Below are 20,497 nucleotides of genomic sequence, written 5' to 3'. Positions count from 1 at the left end.
CGGAATCGGTCGGGCCCGATCATGCGCAGCCCGGCGGCCTCGCGAAAAGCGGCGATCGGGTCGCGTCTACATCCTTTCCGGGTCGTCGAGCGTGAAGCCGATCTTCAGCGTGACCTGGAAGTGCGCGACCTGGCCGCCTTCGACGTGACCGCGGGTCTCCACGACCTCGAACCACCCGATGTTGCGCACGGTCTTCGCGGCGTCCGCGACGGCGGTCTTGATGGCGTCGTCGATCGAGGAGGGGGAGGAGCCGACGATCTCGATGATCTTGTAGGTATGCTTGGACATGGGATCTCCTGCGCGGGACCGGCGTTTTCCGGCCCTCAGGCTTGGATAGGGCGCGGCGTCACGATGTCGATCACGTCGCGGCGTGATGGCCGGCGCCGCTTGCAGGCGGCGGCAATGCCGGGCTAAGCACGGCGGCGCTCAAAGCCGACCGGAGCCTCATGCCGCGCATCGCCTTCTACCCAGGCTCGTTCGACCCCGTCACGAACGGCCACCTCGACATTCTCGGCCGCGCGCTTGGGCTCACGGACCGAGTCGTCGTCGGCGTCGGCGCCCATGTCGGCAAGGCGCCGCTGTTCTCGGTCGAAGAGCGCATCGAGATGCTTCGTCTCTGCGGCGCGCCGCTGGCGGCGAAGTCGGGGGCGACGCTCGAGGTGATCTCCTTTCAGGGACTCGTCGTAGAGGCTGCGGCCGCCGTCGGATCCACGATCCTGATCCGGGGGGTGCGAGACGGGGCGGACTTCGACTATGAAATGCAGATGGCGGGCATGAACGCCGCGCTCGATGCGACGTTGCAGACCGTGTTCCTTCCGGCCGCGCCGGCGTTCCGCCCGATCAGCGCCACTCTCGTGCGGCAGATCGCGGCCATGGGCGGCGACGTCGGCGCGTTCGTGGCGCCGGAGGTGGCGCGCCGCCTCGCCGCCCGCAGCGCATGACGCGCAAGACGCTTGTTCCCTCAGGTCGCCTGACGAGACGCCGATGATGAGACCGCTTTCCGCGCTTCTGCTCGCTCTCGCTCTTCTCGCGCCGGCCGCCGCCAGCGCACAGAGCAAGCCGCCCGCCGGCCCGACGATCGTGCTGCAGACCACCAAGGGCGACGTGACGATCCGGCTAAGGCCGGACCTCGCCCCGCGTCACGTCGAGCGCATCACCCAGCTCGTGCGCGAGAAGTTCTACGACGGCGTGCCGTTCCACCGCGTCATCGCGGGCTTCATGGCCCAGACCGGCGACCCGACCGGCACCGGCGAGGGCGGCTCGAAATATCCCGACCTCAAGGCCGAGTTCTCCAAGGAGAGCTTCAAGCGCGGCACGGTCGGCATGGCGCGCACCAACGATCCGGACAGCGCCAACAGCCAGTTCTTCATCTGCTTCGCGCCGGCGCCCTGGCTCGACGGCCAGTACACCATCGTGGGCGAGGTCGTGACCGGCATGGACGCCGTCGACAAGCTCAAGAAGGGGGCGGACGGCGACGGCATGGCCTCCGACCCGGACAAGGTCAAGGCGGTCCGCCTCGTGGACCAGCCGCGCTGAACGCCAAAGACAAGATTCAAGGAGAGCTTCCAATGAGCGACCTCGAGAACACGCTTCTCATCGAGACCACGCAGGGACCGGTGAAGGTCGAGCTGCGGCCCGACCTCGCGCCGGGCCATGTCGCCCGGGTTAAGGAGCTGGTGCGCGAGAAGTTCTACGACGGCGTCGTGTTCCACCGCGTCATCGACGGCTTCATGGCGCAGACCGGCGATCCGGAAGGCACCGGCCGCGGCGGTTCGGGCAAGCACCTGAAGGCGGAGTTCTCCAAGGAGAAGCACACCCGCGGCACCGTCTCCGCCGCCCGCGCGATGGACCCGGACAGCGCCGACAGCCAGTTCTTCTTCTGCTTCGGGGACGCGCCGTGGCTCGACGGGCAGTATTCCGTCTGGGGCAAGGTCGTCGAGGGCATGGAGAACATCGACAAGGTCAAGCGCGGCGAGCCCGTGCAGAACCCCGACAAGATCCTGTCCATCAAGGTCGCCGCCGACGCCTGACGGCGCCACGCTCCGGCGTGCGCGTAAGGAACTGATCTTTCGTGGACGTCGGACTGTTCGACTTCGACCTGCCGGAAGCGCTGATCGCGCTGCGTCCCGTGGCGCCGCGCGATTCCGCGCGTCTGCTCGTCGTCCGCTCCGGAGCGGAGCCTGAGCTCGACGACCGCACGGTCTCCGAGCTTCCGGCCTTTCTTCAGCCCGGGGACGCGCTGGTGGTGAACGCCACCAAGGTCATTCCGGCCCGCCTGCGGGGCGTCCGACGGCGCGGCGAGGCGCTCGCGCGCGTGGAGCTCTTGCTTCACCGCCGTCTCGACGCCGGCCGCTGGTTGGCCTTCGCCCGTCCGGCGAAAAAGCTCGCGCTTGGCGACAGGATCGAGCTTGGCGAGGCGTCGGGCGAGACCAGCCTGCTCGGCAGGCTGGATGCGACCGTCGAGGCCCGAGGCGAGGCGGGCGAGATCACGATCGCTTTCGACCTCGCTGGGCCCGACCTCGACATCGCGATCGCTCGAGCCGGCGAGCTGCCGCTGCCGCCTTACATCGCGGGCAAGCGCCCCACCGACGACCGCGACGCGACCGACTACCAGACCCTGTTCGCCCGCGAAGCCGGCGCCGTCGCTGCGCCGACCGCGGGCCTGCACTTCACGCCGACCCTCATGGACGCGCTCGCCGCCCGCGGCGTCATCCGCCACGAAACGGTGCTCCATGTCGGCGCCGGCACCTTCCTGCCGGTGAAGGCGGACGACACCGACGACCACCGCATGCACGCCGAGACCGGCTACCTCGACGCCGAAACGGCTGACGCGCTGAACGCCGTCCGCGCGCGCGGCGGCCGCGTCGTCGCCGTGGGAACCACCGCCGCACGCCTGCTGGAGAGCGCCGCCGACGCCGACGGACGGCTGAGACCGTTCGCAGGCGACACCGACATCTTCATCACGCCGGGCTATCGCTTCCGCGCCGTCGATGCGCTGATGACCAACTTCCACCTGCCGCGCTCGACGTTGATGATGCTGATCTCGGCCTTCGCCGGCCTCGACACCGTCAAGCGCGCTTACGCCCATGCGGTCGCCGAACGCTATCGCTTCTATTCCTACGGTGACGCGTGTCTATTCCTGCCCAAGACGCCCTGAGCGGCATCCCCTTCAACATCGCCGCGACCGATGGCGCGGCGCGCACGGGGGAGATCGTCTTCCCGCGCGGAGAAATCCGCACGCCGGCTTTCATGCCGGTCGGGACGGCGGCGACGGTCAAGGCGCTCTATGCCGATCAGGTGCGGGCGACCGGCGCCGACATCGTGCTCGGCAACGTCTATCATCTGATGCTGCGTCCGGGCGCGGAGCGGGTGGCGGCGCTTGGCGGCCTGCACAAATTCATGGGCTGGCAGCGGCCGATCCTCACCGACAGCGGCGGCTTCCAGGTGATGTCGTTGTCGGCGCTGAGGAAGCTCGACCGCGACGGCGTCACCTTCCGCTCGCATGTCGACGGCTCGACGCATCGTCTGACGCCGGAGCGCTCGGTCGAGATCCAGCGTCTGCTCGGCTCCGACGTCACGATGCAGCTCGATGAATGCGTGCGCCTGCCGGCGCCGAAGGCCGAGGTCGAGCGCGCCATGCTGCTCTCCGCCGACTGGGCGGAACGTTCGAAGGTCGCGTTCGGCGACCAGGAGGGCAGGGCGCTCTTCGGCATCGTGCAGGGCGGCGACTCCGCGGACCTCCGGAAGGAGTCCGCCCGCCGCCTGGTCGATCTCGGCTTCGACGGCTACGCCGTCGGCGGACTGGCGGTCGGCGAGCCGCAGGAAACCATGCTCGCGATGATCGAGGAGACGATCCCCGAACTGACCTCCGCCCGCCCGCGCTATCTGATGGGCGTCGGCACGCCGGACGACCTGCTGAAATGCGTCGCCCGCGGCGTCGATATGTTCGACTGCGTGATGCCGACGCGCGCCGGCCGGCACGGGCAGGTCTTCACCCGTTTTGGCAAGATGAACCTCAAGAACGCCCGCCATGCCGACGACCCGCGTCCGCTCGACGAGGAGAGCGACTGCCCCGCCGCCCGCGATTACTCGCGGGCCTACCTTCATCACCTCGTTAAGACCGGCGAGATCCTCGGCATGATGCTGCTGAGCTGGGTGAATGTGGCCTACTATCAGAGCCTAATGGCGGGCGCCCGGCGAGCGATCGCGGCCGGAGCGTTCTCGGACTACGCGGCGGCGACCACGGCAGCTTGGGAAAAAGGCGAAAAATAGCCGGCGAAAACGTGCCTGTCGTCGTCCCGCGGTGACGAACCGTTCGGCTTTTCGTGTCTATCGTCCGAACACGTACGGTATTGTAGGACGTTGCCGCGGTCGGCGACGCGGTCCTATGGAAGCTGTCGCGAACGGCGAGGGCGGTTGTCGATGGCGGATGACGAGAAGAACGGCCGGAAGGCCGGCGCCGCTGCGCTGAAGCGCGTGTCGGCCGAATTGAAGCCCGCGATCGGGCTGCTCGCGGTGTTCAGCGTCGCGATCAATCTGCTGCTCCTCGTTCCCTCGCTCTACATGATGCAGATCTATGACCGCGTGCTCAGAAGCGGCGTGGTCGAGACGCTGATCTACGTGACGCTGATCGCGGCCGCCGCCATCGCGGTCTATGCGGCGCTCGAGGCGTTGCGCCTGCGTGTGCTCTCGCGCATCGGCGAATGGATCGAGGACACGCTGTTCGAGCCGGTCTTCGCGGCGGCGATGGGCGCCGAGCGCGGTCTCGTGAAGCACAGCGGCGCGCAGGAAGGCACGCCCTTCAACGACCTGCGCACGGTCCGCCAGTTCCTGTCGGGCCCGACTCTGCCCTCGCTTTGCGACGTGCCGTGGATGCCGCTCTTCCTGCTCGGCTGCACGCTGATCCACCCCTATCTTGGCCTACTCGGCCTCGTCTTCTCGATCCTGATCGTCGGTCTTGCGCTGCTGAACGACCGGGTCACCAAGCCCGCGACGGAGCGCGTCTCGAAGGGGCAGCAGGACGCGCAGAGGGTCCTGGCCGAGGCCGCGCGCAACGTCGACACCGTCTCGGCCATGGGACTTGGCCGCCCGCTCGCGAAAAAGGCGAGCCGCGCCAATTCCGCGGCGACCGCCATTCTCGCCGACGCGACCGACAGCGGCACGCTGATGATCGGCGCGGGCAAGTTCCTGCGCGTCGTCGCCCAGATCGCGACGCTCGCGCTCGGCGCGTGGCTTTCGCTCGGCGGCCACATCACGCCGGGCGGCATGATCGCGAGCTCGATCCTGCTGTCGCGCGCTCTCGCTCCGCTCGATCAGGCGATCGCCGCCTGGCGTGGGCTGCAGCAGAGCCGGCTCGCCTGGCGTCGCATCAGCGAACTGCTGAGCGCTTCGGAGGCGCTGATCGACGAACCCATGGCGCTGCCGGCCCCCGACGGCCGGCTGACGCTCGATGGCGTCTCGGTGTTCGCGCCGGGCGGCAAGCCGATCCTCGCGGGCGTCTCGCTTTCCGTTCGCGCGGGCGAAAGCGTCGCTTTCATCGGGCCCTCCGGCTCCGGCAAGAGCACGCTCTGCCGCACGATCGTCGGCAGCCGTCAGCCGGCTCGTGGCGCGGTCCGGCTCGACGGCGGCGACATCATGCTGTGGCGCGACGATCAGCGCCGCCGCTATGTCGGCTACCTCGCTCAGGGGACCGAATTGTTCTCCGGCCGCGTGCGCGACGTCATCGCCCGGTTCGACGAGCCGGACGACGCAGCAGTGGTCGAAGCCGCCAAGCTCGCCGGCTGCCATGACCTCATCCTCTCGCTGCCGCAGGGCTACGACACCATGCTCGCCAATGGCGGGGCGATGCCCTCCGGCGGCCAGCGCCAGCGCGTCGCGCTTGCCCGCGCGGTTTACGGCGAAACGCGCGTCGTGGTGCTCGACGAGCCGAACGCCAGCCTGGACGGGGAGGGCGAGCGGGCGCTTGTCGACTGCCTCAACGTCCTGAAGATGCGCGGCGTGACCGTCATCATGGTCACCCACAAGCCCGCGCTCGCGCAGCTGGCCGACCGTGTCGCGGTCATGCAGAACGGGCAGCTGGTGAAGCTCGGGCCCCCGACCGAGGTGCTGCGCGAGCTCGTCGCCGTGGCGCCGTCCCCAGAAGTGCGTTCGATGCCGGGAGCCGCACGATGAAGGCCGAGCTCCCCACGATCATCGACGACCAGGCGCCGCGCCGGCGTCCCGAGCGTCTTGCTCCCCGCTTGCGCGGCGTCGCCATCGCGGGCGGCGTCGTGATCTTCGGCTTCATGGGCGGCTTCGCCGTCTGGGCCGCGACCGCCCCGTTGTCCGCCGGCGCCGTGGTGCGCGGAACCGTCGGGCCCGAGGCGAGCCGCAAGTCGGTCAGCCATTACGAGGGCGGCATCGTCAGCGCCATCCTCGTCAAGGAAGGCGACTTCGTGAAACGCGGGCAGCCGCTCGTGACCCTCGAGCGCGCGCAGGCGCAGGCGAATGTCGGACAGATCCGCGGGGCGTTGTCCCGCCGGCAGGCGGAAGCCGCGCGCCTCGTGGCCGAACTCGCCGGCGCGCCGGAGCCGGACTTCGCCGAGGCGCAGGCCGCCGCGGGGGACGACCCCGAATTTCCGTCCTTCGTCATGGGCCAAAGTCGGCTCTTCCAGGCGAACGTGAAGTCGCTGGAGGAGAAGAAGGACCTGCTGCAGGCCCAGATCGCGAAGCTGAAGGCCCAGATCGAGGGCGCCCACCAGCGCATCGCCGGCTCCAACGAGCAGCGCAGGCTTGTCGATGTCCAGCTTGCGGACACGCAGACGCTGATGGACAAGGGGCTCGCGCGCAAGCCGCAGATCCTGGAGCTTCAGCGGCGGATTTCCGAGCTCGATACGGACATCTCCGCGACGACCTACGACATCAAGCGCGCGGAGATTGAGACGGTCGAGAAGCAGATCACCCTGCGCAACGCCGACACGACCTATCTGAGCGACACCTCGACGGAGCTTTCCAAGGCTCGCTCCGAAATCGCCGGGCTCCAGTCCCGCTTGTCGGCCGGCGCGGACGTGCTGACGCGCACGCAGGTCCTCTCGCCCGACAACGGCTATGTGCTGAACCTGCAGGTGAAGACGGTCGGCGGCGTCGTGCGCCCCGGCGTCGAGATCCTTCAGATCGTGCCGGTCGACGGCGACCTCGTCATCGAGGGCCGCGTGACCCCGCAGGAGATCCGCAACATCGAGCCGGGCCAGCCGGCGCGGGTGTCGTTCATGACCTTCGCGATGCGCGACATGCCGATGATTCCGGGCCGCGTGGTCAAGGTGGCCGCCGACATCATCACCGACCCGCAGACCCGCGAAAACTACTACACCGCGCAGGTCGCGGTGGACCGGGCGGCCTTCGCGGCCTACGCCAAACCCGACGAGATGAAGCCGGGCACCCCGGTCGAAGCCTATGTCGAGGCGAGGAAGCGGGTGGCGATGGAATATTTCATTGACCCCGTCGTGCACTCCTTCCGGAAAAGCTTCCGCGAGCAGTAGACGCGACGCCGGCGGGGGAACCGACCCCGCGCGCCGGCTGTTTCCCTCTCAGTGATCGAAGCTGCGGCTCTTTCAGACCGCCGCAATCATGGGAGTGACCGATGGCCGCCACCACCGGAGTCGACCGCGTCTGGGAGCTCGTCCAGGACATTCGCGTGTGCATGCTGACCTCGAAGGCCGGCGGCGCTCTGCGGGCTCGTCCGATGCATGCGATGGCCGATGTCGAGGCTGGCGAGATCGCCTTCTTCACCGATGTTCGCGCCCACAAGGATGACGAGATCGCCGCCAATCCGGACGTCTGCCTCGCTTTCGCGAAGCCGAACGCGAACGAATATGTCTCGCTCTCGGGGACCGCGGTCGTCAGCGACGACCGCGCGGAAATCCGCGCCCGCTTCACCGAGATGACAAAGGCTTACTTTCCGGACGGCCCGGAAGACCCGAACATTCGCCTGCTGAAGGTGACGCCGCATGACGCCGAGTATTGGGACGGCTCGTCCAACCCGCTCGTCGTCGCGTTCGAGGTCGCCCGCGCCCGCATCAAGGGCGAGCGGCCCGATCTCGGAGAAAACCGCAAGGTCGCGCTAGGCTGACCGGTTACGCCGCCGCTGACGCGGCGCAGTTCCACCCAAATAACAGGAGATCGCCATGAACTCCGGACCGAACGTCCCCAATCCTCCTCAGCCCGGCGAGCCGGTCAGGCCGCCTTCGGGACCCGACGAAGTTCCGGTCCGCGATCCCGATATCGTGCCGAACCCGGAGCCGGCGATCGAGCCATCGATCGATGAACCGCAATCGCCGCCTTTGGGGCCGACGATCGAGCCGCCGATGTGAGTGGCGGAAGCATGTGGCGCAAGACGCGCATCGCCAGCCTCAACTTCCGGTTTCATGAGCCGCGTAAGCAATTGTATCTATAGATGCGGCGCTGAGCCCCGGGATAGCCTTCGCCTATACCGGGGGCGATCATGAACATCTCGTCGACGCAGGACGCGCTTCTTTCGGGAACGGCGGAGGTCGCGGGGCCCCCAAAGCGAAGTTTCGCGCGGGGCTTCGCGATCGGCGCGTTGATCTCGTCCGTGCTCTGGGGCCTCATCATCTGGGGCGTGATGAGCCTCTTCTGAGGCGGCAGTGTTCCCCGAGATGTTGGTGAGCGCGCTGGGACTCGAACCCAGGACCTACAGATTAAAAGTCCGTTGCTCTACCAGCTGAGCTACGCGCTCCCGGCCTCAGGCGGGCGACGTTCGTTTAGCATCGACGCGGCGCGAAGGCGAGCGCGTCGCGGCGTCGCGTTTCAGCACGCGACCCACTCGACGGCTTCGAGCACCGCGCCGATGCAGACGAGGAAAAGGCCGATCGGGATGATCAGCAGTCCTATCAGGTATTTGAGCGTCGAGACGCCGAACGCGACGACCTTCCAGCCGAACTGACGCGTGCTCTTGCCTGAGCGGCACGAGCGCTCGTCATCCTTCTCCTCCGCCTGTTGAGGGACGGGGGCCTGGACAGTCGCGGCGAAGGCCGGCGCGGGCCGCGCGGCGGCAGGCCTCGGATGCGCGAGGAGGATGAGGGAGAGCAGCGCTCCGAGGAGCGTTCGGGTGATGGTCATGCGCGCAACATAGAACTTTCTGTGGCGGCTCAAGGGCGAGCGGGCACGATGGCCTTCAGCGCCTCGGTCACGCCGCCTAGCATGATCTGCACGCCGACGCAGAGCAGGATGAAGGCGGCGAGCCGCGCGATGATCCTGATGCGGCCGGGGCCGAGCAGCTTGGTGATCCAGTCCGCCGAGCTGTAGGCGAGCCAGATCCCGATCGCGACCGAGATCGCGGCGAGCGAGGCGCCGAGGCCAAAGGCGGCGAGCGCCGCGCCTTCGCCTGGCCGGTTGGCGCCCAGCGCCACCGCGACCGAAATCGTGCCGGGGCCGGTCGTCAGCGGCATGGTCAGCGGGAAGAAGGTCGGATCGTCCTCGCTCATCCCGTCGCCGGCCTGTTGCTTCTTGCGGTCTTCGTGGTGCTCGGACGCAGATAGCAGCCGCCATCCGCTGGTCGCGACCACGAGCCCTCCGGCGATCCGCAGGGCGGGGATTGTGATGCCGAAGAAGGCGAGCAGGTAGGAGCCGATCCACAACGCTGAAAGCATGACGACGGCGGAATAGACGCCGATGCGCCGCGCCAGCACGATGCGTTCGCCATGCGTCCGATCGCCGGTGAGCTGCGCGAAGATAAGCGCTCCGCCCATCGGGTTGACGATCGACACCAGCGCTGAGGCCGCGAGCAGGAAGCTCTGGAGGATGTCGAACCACCAGCCCAAGCTGTCCTCCTTCGATGTCCGGCTTACCGGCCTTCGCGCGCCCAAGTCAGGGCGAACACGCCGACGAGCAGAAGAAGACCCAGAAGGCCCGAGAAGATCGGCAGCACGCCGAGGCCGCGCACCACGCTCGCCTCCGCAGCCCGCACGCCGATCCAGTCCGCGCCGGACGCCCTGGCCCCTTCGCTTACCGCGACGATGCGGGGGACGTCGAGAGCCCCGGGCGTCGGCGTCACGCGGCGGACCGAGCCGCCGGAGCCTTCCGCGACGCCGCGCATGCGCGCTTCCGTGCTCACCGCCTCGCTGAGCTCGCGCGGATTGGCCGGCCCGACATTGACGAGCGTCGTGAACGCGCCATCCTCGGCGCGGTGCAGGCCAAGCTCGGGCGTCTCCAGCACGCCGCGCCACAGGCCGGGCTCGGCCTGTACGAGCGTGACGGTGCGCGTCGCGCCGCTCGGCAGCGTCACCTGCACGGGCGAGGCGTCGTCCTTCAGCGTCTGGCGCTCGATCGTCACGGACTTGCCTTGCGCGCGGGCGCGGAGCGCCTCCTCTTCGAGGTCGGGCTCCTTCATCAGCCAGTGCGACAGGCGGCGCAGCAGGTCGACATGCGGGCCGCCGCCGTCGAAGCCGCGCGCCCACAGCCAGGCGTGGTCCGAGAGCAGCAACGCGACGCGGCCCTTTTCTTCGCGCGCGAGCACGAGCAGAGGCCGCTCGTCCGGCCCGTTCATTACCGCATCGCCCTCGCGGAGCCGAGAATCGACCATGCGGAACCACGGCGCCCAGCTCGGCGGATTGGTCTGCGAGCCCGGCAGGCCGCGCGTCACCGGATGCTTGCGGCCGACCGCCGAGAGTTCCGGCCGGAACGGGCTCTCCACCACGCCGCCCATGGGCTCGGCGGGAAGCACCTGCGCCAGCGGCGTCTCATAGAGCGAGCCCGGCTCGGAGTAATCAGGACCGCCGGCCACCAGCACCGCGCCGCCGTTGCGGACATAGCGGGCGATGTTGTCGAAATAGACGATCGGCAGGATGCCCTGTCGGGCGTAGCGGTCGAAGATAATGAGGTCGAACTCGTCGATCTTCTGCGCGAACAGCTCTCTGGTCGGAAACGCGATCAGCGAGAGCTCGTTGATCGGCGTGCCGTCCTGCTTCTCCGGCGGACGGAGAATGGTGAAATGCACGAGGTCGACGCTGGCGTCGGCCTTCAGCAGATTGCGCCAGGTGCGCTCGCCGGCGTGCGGCTCGCCCGAGACCAGCAGCACGCGCAGCTTCTCGCGCACGCCGTCGATCGGCAGCACGGCGCGGTTGTTGACGGTCGTGATCTCGTTGCCGGCGTCCTCGGCCTCGATCTCGACGAAGTTCACGCCGGCATGGGCGATCGGCGCATCGACGCTCGCGATCTCGCCGGGATTGACGTCGAGCCGCTCGATCTCCTCGCCGTCGCGCCGCACGATCACCGGTACGGGGCGGCCGAGCCCCTTGCCGGTCTCCTCGACGCGAAAACTGATGCGCTGCGATTGCCCGACGATGCCGAAGCGGGGCGCGAGCGTCAGCGCCACGCGCCGGTCCCTCTCGTCCGGCCGACCGGTGATCAGCGCGTGGATCGGCGCGGAGAAGCCGAGCGCCTTGGCGTCCGGCGGCGCGTCGTGGACGACGCCGTCGGTCACGAACAGCGCGCCGGCGAGGCGTTCCGGCGGCACATCGGCGACGCCGTCGCGGAGCGCCGAGAACAGTTCGGTGCCGTCGCTCGCCTGAGCGTCCTGGCCGGCCTCGATCCAGCGGATGTCGGTATTCGGCAACCCCTGGAGCCGCACCTCGAGCTGGCGGCGGACCTCGTCGGTCTGCTCCTTGCGGCCGTCGAGCGTCTGGCTGCCCGAGCGGTCCACCACGACCGGCAGCACGCTCCTGAGCGGCTCGCGATCCTCGCGGGTGAAGGAGGGGTTTGCGAGCGCGAGCAGCAGGCAGGCGATCGCCCCTGCGCGCAGCCACGCCCCGCGAGTGCGCCCAAACACGCACAGCGCCGCGACGGCGAGGCCCGCGAGCGTCAACGCGATCAGCGCGGCGAGCGGAATGAGCGGCGCGAAGGCGAGGTCGAGGTTCATGCGGAATACGCTTTCACTGCCCGAGCCTTTCGAGCAGCGCTGGCACGTGCACCTGGTCCGCCTTGTAGTTCCCGGTCAGCGTGTACATCACGATGTTGACGCCGACCCGGTAGGCCATCTCGCGCTGGCGTTCGTCGCCTGAGGTCGGCAGCAGCGGCATGCCGTCGGCGCCCACCGCCCAGGCGGCGGCGAGGTCTGCGCCGGTGATCATCACGGGCGAGACGCCGTCGCCCGCGCGCGCCGGGCGCTCCTCGCCGTCTTCGGCGGGCGGCAGCGCCTCGACCCAAAGCGGGCTGTCTGCATAGCGCCCGGGAAAATCGTTCAGCAGGTAGAAGGCCTTCGTCAGCACATGGTCCGGCGGCGCCTTTTCGAGCGCCGGCACGTCGAGACCGGCGAGCAGGCGCTTGAGCGTCTCGTTCTGCGCGCCGGGCGTGGCGGTCAGCGCGTCGCGCGTGTCGAACAGGATCGCGCCGCCCTGCTTCATATAGGCGTCGATGCGCGCGAGCGTCGCCGGCGTCGGGGTCGGCTGCCCGTCGACCACCGGCCAGTAGAGCAGCGGGAAGAACGACAGCTCGTCCTTCGCCGGATCGACCGCCATCGGTGCGCCGGGCTCCAGCGCCGTGCGCTCGCCGAGCGTCTGGCTGAGGCCTTCGAGGCCGGCCTTGCTCAGCCGGTCGACCTCGAAATCGCCGGTAACGACATAAGCGAGCCGCGTGGAGAGCGTCGCTTCGAGTGCGAAGCGCTCGTCGAACGTGTCCTTCGGCGGCGTCTGCGCGAAGGCCGGCGCGGAGAGCGCGAAGGCGAGGCCGATCCCGCCCGCGAACAGCAGACCGGCGGTCGTCGCGCGTCGACGGCCAAGCAGCGCCATGCCGCCGCCGAGGATGAAGACCGCCAGGCTGTCGGCGATCGCCGCGATCGTGGCCAACGTGAGTAGCCACGGCGCGACCGACGTCGGCTCGCTGACGGCGAGCGGCGCGGTTCCGACGTCCAGCCCGGAGAGATCGACGCGGGCGAGCACGGCGTCGGGGGCCAGCGCGTTCAGCGCGACCCCGGCGTCGAGCGGGCCGTAAAAGCCCGGCGGATTGTCGGCGGTCGCCGCCGGCCGGCCTTCGGCGGGCGCGGGACGCGCAGTCGGCGGTGGATTGCGGAAGGCGCCGAAGCCGTCGAGCGTGCGCGTCGGCGACAGCATGGCGGCGGCCTGCGCGGGTTGCGGCGCGTTCGCTGCGCTTTCGGTCCTTGCAGGAGGGTTCGATCCCGCGAGGTCGACGATCCGGCGGAGCATGTCCACGAAGGCTCCGGAGAGCGGCAGGTTCGACCATCGCGTGTCGGCGGTGACGTGGAACAGCGCCGAGAGGCCCTTGCCCTCGCGCACGCCGGTCACGAGCGGCGTGCCGTCGCCAAGCGTCGCCCAGACGCGGTCCGGCAGATCCGCGTCGGGCTCGGCTAGCACCTGCCGGGAGACGGTGACGTCCTTCGGCACGGCGAGCGGCGCGAACGGGCCGTTCGGGGAAAAGCTCGCGAGCGGCTGCGGCGTCTCCCAGGCGAGCGCGCCGCCGAGAATACGTCCGCCCTGCCGAAGCCTGACCGGCGAAAGATCGTCCTCCGGCGCTGCGGCGAGGCGAGGGCCCGCGAAGCGGATCAGCACGCCGCCGTTCCGGACCCACGCAGCGAGCGCGTCGTGGGTCTCGGGCGTCAGTGCGCCGACATCGGCCAGTACGATCGCCGGAAGCTTTTCTGCGATGAACGCCTCGACGGCCTGGTTCGGGCCTTGTCCGCGCGCCTCGCGGACATCAGCGAAGGGTTTTAGCGCCCGCGCGACGTAATAGGTCGGCGACAGCAGCGGCTGGGCGACATCAGACGTCGCGCCGGTGACGAGGCCGACGGAGCGCCGCTTGGAGCGCTGGTCGAGGACCTGGACTGCGCCGGCCGACTTGGCCCCGACGACTTCGAGCCGGGCGACGTCGTTGCGCAGTTCGACCGGCATGTCGAAGCTCGCGACCGCCTCCCGGGCGCCGGTCTCGAAGCGCGCCTGCGCCTCGCCGAGCGGCCGGCCGCGAAGGTCCGATGCGCGCACGGTGATGGGTTCGGGTCCGGAGGCCTCGGCCCGAAGCGCCTTCGCGGTCATCGCGGCGGGCTGGTTCTCGGCGGCGGCGAGCCCGCGGGCGGAGGATGTGGGATCCACGCGCACCACCAAACGGTGGTCGCCGAGCGCGGCCTTCAGGCCCTCCGCGAAGGCGCGGCCGCCCCCGTTTTCGAGGCCGTCGGATATCCAGAGCGCTTCCGCGCCTGCGGCGGATTCGAGCAGCTTGCGGATCGCGGGAAGAATCGACGCGCGATCGGGCGTAAACGGTTCGGGCTGCAGCACGCGCAGCCGGTCGAGCGCTTTGCTCGCCGTGGAGAGCCCGAGGTCCCGCGGCTGGTCGGCGGTGGCGGCAAGCGCGACCGGCCGGTCTCCATCGCCGGCGGTCGTGATGGCGGCCTCCGCCGCCGCGAGCCGTTCCGACCAGTCGGGCGCCGCGCCGAAGCCGTTGTCGATCACCACCAGAAGCGGGCCGCTCCCGGTCGCGCCCTCGCTCAGGTTCCAGATCGGCTTCGCCAGCGCGAAGATGACGAGCGCGGCAATCGCGAGCCGGAGCAGCAGCAGCCACCACGGCGTGGAGACCGGCGTCTCGCGCTTGGCGACGACGTCGAGCAGCAGCCGGAGCGGCGGGAAATCGACCTTGCGCGGACGCGGCGGCGTCACCCTGAGCAGCAGCCAGAGCGCCGGCAGCGCGAGCAGCGCGAGCAGCATCCAGGGGCTGAGGAAGGCGAGCGGAAGCGCGCTCACGCTCCGGCCTCCTGCAGCCTGACATGGACGGCAAGCAGCGGCTCGGTCGCAGGGCGGTCGGTGCGGTGGATGGTGAAGCTCCAGCCGTGGCGGCGCGCGATCTCGGCGACAGAAGCGCGGTGGCGCGTGAGCCGTTCGGCGTAGCCCGTCCGCCAGTCCTCCGCGCGGCCTGCGACAAGGCGCAGGGAGCCGTCGGGATCGACGAATTCGGTGCGGCCGGCGAAGGGGAAGGTCTCCTCGGCGGGGTCGGCGATCATGATCAGATGGCCGCGGCCGCCTTCGCCGGAAAGCCGGCCAACCGCCGCGGCGATGTCCGCCTCCGGCGCTAGAAGATCGCCGATCAGGACAGCTTCGGCGCGACGCGCGATCGGGCTGCCCGGCGGCGGCAGATGGTCGTTGCTTTCTCCCGCATGGCTGAGCGTTTGCGCCAGTTTCTCGATAGCGTCGCGGCTTGCGGTCGGACGGCCGAGTCCGAGCAGGCCCACGCGCTCACCGCCCCGCACCAGAAGATCGCCGAGCGCCAAGCCAAGCACCACGGCGCGCTCGACCTTGGCGACGGGCGCGAGGCTCGACTGGAACGACATGCCGCGCGAGCGGTCGATCCAGAGCCAGACCGTGTGCGCGGCCTCCCATTCCTGCTCGCGGATATAGACATGGTCGTCGCGCGCCGAGCGGCGCCAGTCGATGCGGCCGACCGGGTCGCCCTGCCCGAAGCGGCGGAATTGCCAGAAGTTTTCGCCGACGCCCGATCGCCTACGGCCGTGCAGGCCATGCGCGACGGTGGCCGAGGCGCGGCGCGCTGCGACCACGAGCCGGGGCAGCGCTTCTGCGAGATCAAGCGCCGCGTTCTCGTGCCGCACGCCGACGCGCGAGGTCTCCGGACTGACGATCTCCGCACGAACCGCCATGCCTGTCAGCCGAGCCGGCCGACGAGCTTGGCGATGACGCCCTCGAGGCTCTGGCCGTCGCTGCGGGCCGAGAAGGTCAGCGCCATGCGGTGCTTCAGGACGGGGCCGGCGAGCGCCGCGACGTCGTCGATCGATGGCGCGAAGCGGCCGTCGAGCAGCGCCCGGGCACGCACGGCCAGCATCAGCGCCTGGCTGGCGCGGGGGCCCGGCCCCCAGGCGATCTGCTCGGCAAGCGGCTTCTCCGCGGTCTCCGGCCGGGCGGAGCGCACGAGATCGAGGATCGCCTCGACGACGCTCTCGCCGACGGGCAGCCGCCGCACCAGCCGCTGCGCGCTCATGAGATCGTCGGTGGACAGCGCCTGCCGGGGCTTGGCCTCTTCCGCGCCGGTGGTCGCGAGCAGGATGCGGCGCTCGGCGTCCCGCGAGGGATAGTCGACGTCGATCTGCAGCAGGAATCGGTCGAGCTGCGCCTCGGGCAGGGGATAGGTGCCCTCCTGCTCCAGAGGGTTCTGGGTCGCGAGCACGTGGAACGGCCGCGGCAGGTCGTGGCGGGCGCCGGCGACGGTGACATGATATTCCTGCATCGCCTGAAGCAGCGCGGATTGCGTGCGCGGGCTGGCACGGTTGATCTCGTCGGCCATCAGCAGCTGGGCGAACACCGGCCCGCGCAGGAAGCGGAACGAGCGCTTGCCGTGGCTGTCTTCCTCCAGCACCTCGGACCCGAGGATGTCGGATGGCATCAGGTCCGGCGTGAACTGAACGCGGCGGGCGTCGAGGCCGAGCACCGTGCCCATCGCCTCGACGAGCTTGGTCTTGGCGAGGCCGGGCACGCCGACGAGCAGCGCATGGCCGCCGCAGAGCACGGTGAGCAGCGCGTGGTCGACGACGCTTTCCTGGCCGAAGATCACCTCGCCGATCGCCGAGCGCGCGGCGGCGATCTGCCCGCCGATCGCTTCCGCGCCGCGCACGATGGCCGCGTCGAGATCCGTCGCGCCTTCAGCCTGGCTCATCGTGTCGGCTCCTCAGCTCTCGTGACCCGCCCATCGGACGACCGTATGGGTTCATTTGCAACCGGCGATCTCGCAAGGCCGCGTCGACGTTCTTGATCTCGGCCCGAGGCCTTACCCCTGACGACCGAGAGCCATAGATTGTCGATCGACGCACGGGCGACCAAGAACCCGGCGATATCGAGGCCATGAGCGGCCCACGGGGAGCGTCGAGCGAATATTGATGACCGACCTGAACTCTCCTACAGCCGACTCTTCCGCGCGGATGCAGGCGTTGGCGGAGGCCGCCCGCGAGGCCTCTTCGCGCGGACCGGCGCCGGTGGAGAACTGGAATCCCTCGCATTGCGGCGCGCTCGACCTTGTCATCAAGGCCGACGGCGTATGGCTCTACCAGGGCTCGGCGATCCAGCGCCCCGCGCTCATCAAGCTGTTCTCGACCGTGCTGCGGCGCGACCCGGAAGGCTTCGTTCTGGTGACGCCGGCCGAAAAGCTTTCGATCGAGGTCGAGGACGCGCCGTTCCTCGCGGTCGAGATGGCGAGCGAAGGGGAGGGGGGCGGCCGCATCATCCGCTTCCGGACCAATGTTGACGAGACCGTGGACGCCGGCCCCAAGCATCCGCTGAAGTTCGGACAAGCGGCCGACGGCGGCTTCAAGCCTTACGTGCTGGTTCGCGGCGGCCTGTGGGCGCTGCTGGCGCGATCCGCGGTCTACGACCTGGTGGAGCTTGCGGAGGAGAAGGACGGGCGACTGGGCGTATGGGCCGGCGGCGTGTTCTTCGACATGAGCGAGGCTGCGTGACCACCGACCTCGCCGCCTTCTCGCTGGATGATCTTCGCGCCCGCGCGGCGGAGCGGCTGCTTCGTCACGCGCCGGACCCCGACGATCCGGAGACGGTGGTCGTCGGCGAACGCGAGATGCTGGACCCCGGGCACATTCCGCGGGCGGCCGCGGTGCTAGTCGGAATCATCGCGCGGCCGGAGCCGGCGCTGCTCTTCACGCAGCGCGCGAACGACCTGCGGGTCCACGCCGGACAGGTCTCGTTTCCCGGCGGCAAGCGCGATCCCGGCGATCCATCGCCGCTCGCCACCGCGCTGCGCGAGGCGGAAGAGGAGGTCGGGCTCGACCCGGCGCTGGTCCGGCCGATCGGCTATCTCGACCCTTACGTCACCTATTCCGGCTTCGGCATCATCGGCGTCGTCGCCGAGATCGACCCCTCTTACCGGCTGACGCTGTCGCCGGGCGAAGTCGCGGACGCGTTCGAGGTTCCCTTCGCGCATCTGATGAGCGAGGAGAACCACCTGATCGAATCCCGCGAATGGCGCGGCGGCGTGCGCTCCGTGCACCATATGCCGTGGGGCGAGCGGAACATCTGGGGCGTGACAGCGGGCATGGTGAAGAACCTTTACGATCGGCTCTACGGGCCATGAGCCGCATCGCGTTCCAAGCTCTGCTCTTCCTGCTGCCGTTCTTCGGCTACGCGATCTTCCTCTGGTTGACGGGCAAGGGCTGGCGCGCGCCCGAACGTTGGCGCGGCGTTCCGCTCGTCTGGCTGGTCGCCGCCGGAACCGCCGTCACTCTGGCAAGTCTCGCGATCCTCGCGCTGACGACCGGCGGCTCGACGCGCGCGCTCTACGTCCCCGCGCACACCGAAAACGGCGTCTTCGTGCCCGGACGGATCGTCGAGCCGGACTCGAAATGAGCGAGGCGACCGCGCGGGTTCCGGACGCCGGCTGGCTCCGCGAGACGCCGCTCGCGGCGCTACTTGCGGCGCTGGATTCGGATGGCGAAGAAGCCCGCGTCAATGGCGGCGCGGTGCGCGACGCGATGCTCGGTCTCGCGCGCGGCGACATCGACATCGCCACCACGGCGGTTCCGGAGACCGTCATCGCCCGCGCCAAGGCGAACGGCTGGAAGCCCGTGCCGACCGGCATCGAGCACGGCACCGTGACGGTGGTGATTGAGGGCAAGCCCTTCGAGGTGACGACGCTGCGGCGCGACGTCGAGACCGATGGTCGCCGCGCGGTCGTGTCCTTCACGCGTGACTGGGCGCAGGACGCGCGCCGCCGCGACCTCACGATCAACGGGCTCACGCTCGACGGCGACGGAATCGTCCACGATCATGTCGGCGGCCTCGAGGATCTCGCCGCCGGGCGCGTACGCTTCATCGGCGACGCGCGGGAGCGCATCCGCGAAGACTATCTGCGCACGCTGCGCTTCTTCCGCTTCCACGCCCGCTTCGCCCGTGGGCCATTGGACGAGGCAGGCTTCGCGGCGACGATCGCGGAGCGTGACGGGCTCTTGCGGCTTTCAGGCGAGCGCGTGCGCGCCGAACTCCTGAAACTTCTCGTCGCGCCGCGCGCTGCCGAGACGGTCGCCGCCATGGCGCAAGCGGGACTTCTGGCGCCGCTGACGGGCGGAGCCCCGCGCCTGTCGCGCTTGGCCCGGTTCGTGGATCGGGACGCCGACCGCCCGGACGCGTTGCTGCGGCTCGCCGCGCTGCTGCAGTTCACCAGCGAGGACGCCGCGCGGCTGAAAGCGCGGCTGCGGCTCTCGAACGTGGAATCGAAGCGGCTCGAGGCGATCGCGGACGTTACGCCGGCCTTGTCCCCCGCGGATGGCGAGGACGCCGCCAGGCGCGCACTCTACTGGCTGGGCGAGAGCGCCTATCGCGACCGCGCCCGGCTGGCGGCGGTCGATGCGCGGGATGAGGATTGGTCGGCGCTGATCACGCTGCCGGACCGCTGGACGCCGCCAACATTCCCGCTGACGGCTGCGGACTTCAAGGCGCGCGGGCTGGAGGGCCCAGCGCTCGGGCGGGCGCTGAAGGCTGCGGAGGCCGCGTGGGTTGAGGCGGGGTTTCCGGAGGACGCAGCGAGAATCGTGGAAGCTATCCTGGAAAACACGCGCAAGTCTTAGCAACAGAACGTCGAGCACTCAGCGCGCGCGCCGTGCGCTTCACGGCCAAGCCGCATGCGGCGGAAGCGACGACAAGATCGACGCCACGTTGCCCCCGGTCTTCAACCCGAAGATCGTGCCGCGGTCGTAAAGCAGGTTGAACTCGACGTAGCGCCCGCGGCGGACGAGCTGTTCGTCGCGGTCCTTCTGCTCCCAGCTCTTCCCGAAGTTCGCACGCACGATGTGCGGGTACACGTCAAGAAAAGCCTCGCCGACCGCGCGGGTGAAGGCGAAGTCGGCCTCGAACTCGCCGGTGTCGAGCCAATCGTAGAATATGCCGCCGACGCCACGCGGTTCGTTGCGGTGCTTCAGCATGAAGTAGTCGTCGCACCACGCCTTGAACTTCGGGTAGTCCGCGACCGCATGCGCCGCGCAGGCTCGCTTGAACGCCGCGTGGAACGCCTGCGTGTCCGGGTCTTCTTGAGACCGCCGGCGGTCGAGCACAGGCGTCAAGTCCGCGCCGCCGCCGAACCAGGCTTTGCTGGTCACGACCTGTCGGGTGTTCATATGCACAGTCGGCACGTTTGGGTTCACGGGGTGAGCGATGAGCGAGATGCCCGACGCCCAAAACCCCGGCGCCTCCATCGCGCCCGGAATGTCCTTGCGGAACTCGGGCGCGAACTCGCCGTGGACGGTCGAGACGTGGATGCCGACCTTCTCGAATACCCGTCCCTTCATCAGCCCCATCACGCCGCCGCCGCCATCCGCGCCGGTGTGATCGGTGCGCGACCAGGGCGTCCGCTCGAACCGGCCGGGCGCGCCGTCCGCCGTCGATTCGTCTTCAAGAGCCTCGAAGGCGGCGTGCAGCCGGTCGCGCAGTTCCTCGAACCAGGCCTTTGTCCGGGCCTTTCGGGCTTCGATGTCGACGAGCGTCATGGTCGGTCT

General features: G+C 69.5%; 22 protein-coding genes and 1 tRNA gene. 14 read left to right on the top strand and 9 right to left on the bottom strand.

Annotated features, from left to right (window positions below):
• Positions 1-66: 66 nt before the first annotated feature.
• Positions 67-288 (bottom strand): dodecin, encoded by a 222-nt coding sequence (locus EYR15_RS02560; protein ID WP_131001294.1) that lies wholly within the window; start codon positions 286-288, stop codon positions 67-69.
• A gap of 158 nt (positions 289-446) precedes the next feature.
• On the opposite strand from EYR15_RS02560, the gene coaD reads away from it, so the two are divergent.
• The 10 genes from coaD to EYR15_RS16935 all read left to right on the top strand — a co-directional run bounded on the left by coaD (position 447) and on the right by EYR15_RS16935 (position 8,635).
• Positions 447-941: a pantetheine-phosphate adenylyltransferase gene (gene coaD, locus EYR15_RS02555; protein WP_131001293.1), complete on the top strand. Its 495-nt coding sequence runs from the start codon at positions 447-449 to the stop codon at positions 939-941.
• Between the two features lie 46 nt (positions 942-987).
• A complete protein-coding gene (locus EYR15_RS02550; protein WP_131001602.1) occupies positions 988-1,536 on the top strand; it encodes a peptidylprolyl isomerase in 549 nt (182 codons plus the stop codon).
• Positions 1,537-1,568: 32 nt separating this feature from the next.
• Positions 1,569-2,030 (top strand): peptidylprolyl isomerase, encoded by a 462-nt coding sequence (locus EYR15_RS02545; protein ID WP_131001292.1) that lies wholly within the window; start codon positions 1,569-1,571, stop codon positions 2,028-2,030.
• A gap of 41 nt (positions 2,031-2,071) precedes the next feature.
• On the top strand, positions 2,072-3,157 hold the full coding sequence (gene queA / locus EYR15_RS02540) for a tRNA preQ1(34) S-adenosylmethionine ribosyltransferase-isomerase QueA (protein ID WP_131001291.1): 1,086 nt from the start codon (positions 2,072-2,074) through the stop codon (positions 3,155-3,157).
• Positions 3,154-4,272 (top strand): tRNA guanosine(34) transglycosylase Tgt, encoded by a 1,119-nt coding sequence (gene tgt / locus EYR15_RS02535; protein WP_131001601.1) that lies wholly within the window; start codon positions 3,154-3,156, stop codon positions 4,270-4,272. Before queA ends, tgt begins: the two co-directional genes overlap by 4 nt.
• Before the next feature lie 150 nt (positions 4,273-4,422).
• Entirely contained in the window at positions 4,423-6,171 is a 1,749-nt protein-coding gene (locus EYR15_RS02530; protein WP_131001290.1) for a type I secretion system permease/ATPase, read from the top strand.
• The gene (locus tag EYR15_RS02525; RefSeq protein WP_131001289.1) at positions 6,168-7,517 is read left to right on the top strand and encodes an HlyD family type I secretion periplasmic adaptor subunit; all 1,350 of its coding nucleotides are present in this window, start codon (positions 6,168-6,170) and stop codon (positions 7,515-7,517) included. The genes EYR15_RS02530 and EYR15_RS02525 overlap by 4 nt, the downstream gene beginning before the upstream one ends.
• Positions 7,518-7,618: 101 nt before the next feature.
• Complete coding sequence (locus EYR15_RS02520) at positions 7,619-8,107, top strand: pyridoxamine 5'-phosphate oxidase family protein (protein ID WP_131001288.1); 489 nt, start codon at positions 7,619-7,621, stop codon at positions 8,105-8,107.
• 55 nt (positions 8,108-8,162) lie between these two features.
• Positions 8,163-8,348: a hypothetical protein gene (locus EYR15_RS02515; protein WP_131001287.1), complete on the top strand. Its 186-nt coding sequence runs from the start codon at positions 8,163-8,165 to the stop codon at positions 8,346-8,348.
• Positions 8,349-8,479: 131 nt separating this feature from the next.
• The gene (locus EYR15_RS16935) at positions 8,480-8,635 is read left to right on the top strand and encodes a hypothetical protein (RefSeq protein WP_165455402.1); all 156 of its coding nucleotides are present in this window, start codon (positions 8,480-8,482) and stop codon (positions 8,633-8,635) included.
• A gap of 23 nt (positions 8,636-8,658) precedes the next feature.
• On the opposite strand, the gene EYR15_RS02510 is transcribed toward EYR15_RS16935, so the two are convergent.
• The 7 genes from EYR15_RS02510 to EYR15_RS02480 form a co-directional block, all read right to left on the bottom strand.
• Positions 8,659-8,734, bottom strand: a tRNA-Lys gene (locus EYR15_RS02510).
• A 71-nt stretch (positions 8,735-8,805) separates the two neighbouring features.
• Positions 8,806-9,117, bottom strand: a complete 312-nt coding sequence (locus tag EYR15_RS02505; protein ID WP_131001286.1) for a hypothetical protein — start codon at positions 9,115-9,117, stop codon at positions 8,806-8,808.
• A 29-nt stretch (positions 9,118-9,146) separates the two neighbouring features.
• Positions 9,147-9,818, bottom strand: coding sequence for a MarC family protein (locus tag EYR15_RS02500; protein ID WP_131001285.1), 672 nt, complete (start codon positions 9,816-9,818; stop codon positions 9,147-9,149).
• 23 nt (positions 9,819-9,841) lie between these two features.
• Complete coding sequence (locus EYR15_RS02495) at positions 9,842-11,914, bottom strand: hypothetical protein (RefSeq protein WP_131001284.1); 2,073 nt, start codon at positions 11,912-11,914, stop codon at positions 9,842-9,844.
• A gap of 13 nt (positions 11,915-11,927) precedes the next feature.
• Entirely contained in the window at positions 11,928-14,741 is a 2,814-nt protein-coding gene (locus EYR15_RS02490; protein ID WP_131001283.1) for a DUF4159 domain-containing protein, read from the bottom strand.
• Positions 14,738-15,649 carry a DUF58 domain-containing protein gene (locus EYR15_RS02485; RefSeq protein ID WP_131001282.1) on the bottom strand — a complete coding sequence of 304 codons (912 nt, stop codon included), beginning with the start codon at positions 15,647-15,649 and terminating at the stop codon, positions 14,738-14,740. Before EYR15_RS02485 ends, EYR15_RS02490 begins: the two co-directional genes overlap by 4 nt.
• 5 nt (positions 15,650-15,654) lie before the next feature.
• Entirely contained in the window at positions 15,655-16,659 is a 1,005-nt protein-coding gene (locus EYR15_RS02480) for an AAA family ATPase (RefSeq protein ID WP_131001281.1), read from the bottom strand.
• A 220-nt stretch (positions 16,660-16,879) separates the two neighbouring features.
• Between EYR15_RS02480 and EYR15_RS02475 the strand changes: the two genes are divergently transcribed.
• From EYR15_RS02475 to EYR15_RS02460, 4 genes are read left to right on the top strand one after another with little or no spacing between them, the layout of a single operon-like run.
• Positions 16,880-17,455 carry a DUF1285 domain-containing protein gene (locus EYR15_RS02475; protein WP_131001280.1) on the top strand — a complete coding sequence of 192 codons (576 nt, stop codon included), beginning with the start codon at positions 16,880-16,882 and terminating at the stop codon, positions 17,453-17,455.
• Positions 17,452-18,084 (top strand): CoA pyrophosphatase, encoded by a 633-nt coding sequence (locus EYR15_RS02470; protein ID WP_205741565.1) that lies wholly within the window; start codon positions 17,452-17,454, stop codon positions 18,082-18,084. Before EYR15_RS02475 ends, EYR15_RS02470 begins: the two co-directional genes overlap by 4 nt.
• Complete coding sequence (locus tag EYR15_RS02465; RefSeq protein ID WP_131001278.1) at positions 18,081-18,356, top strand: DUF6111 family protein; 276 nt, start codon at positions 18,081-18,083, stop codon at positions 18,354-18,356. Before EYR15_RS02470 ends, EYR15_RS02465 begins: the two co-directional genes overlap by 4 nt.
• The gene (locus EYR15_RS02460) at positions 18,353-19,573 is read left to right on the top strand and encodes a CCA tRNA nucleotidyltransferase (RefSeq protein ID WP_131001277.1); all 1,221 of its coding nucleotides are present in this window, start codon (positions 18,353-18,355) and stop codon (positions 19,571-19,573) included. The genes EYR15_RS02465 and EYR15_RS02460 overlap by 4 nt, the downstream gene beginning before the upstream one ends.
• Before the next feature lie 39 nt (positions 19,574-19,612).
• Here EYR15_RS02460 and hemF read toward each other — a convergent pair whose 3' ends face one another.
• Positions 19,613-20,488: an oxygen-dependent coproporphyrinogen oxidase gene (hemF, locus tag EYR15_RS02455; RefSeq protein WP_131001276.1), complete on the bottom strand. Its 876-nt coding sequence runs from the start codon at positions 20,486-20,488 to the stop codon at positions 19,613-19,615.
• Positions 20,489-20,497 lie beyond the last annotated feature (9 nt).

The sequence above is a fragment of the Hansschlegelia quercus genome, from assembly GCF_004310425.1.
GTDB lineage: Bacteria > Pseudomonadota > Alphaproteobacteria > Rhizobiales > Methylopilaceae > Methylopila > Methylopila quercus.
Note: the sequence above shows the minus strand (reverse complement) of the source record. Positions and strands in the feature narration are given on the sequence as shown.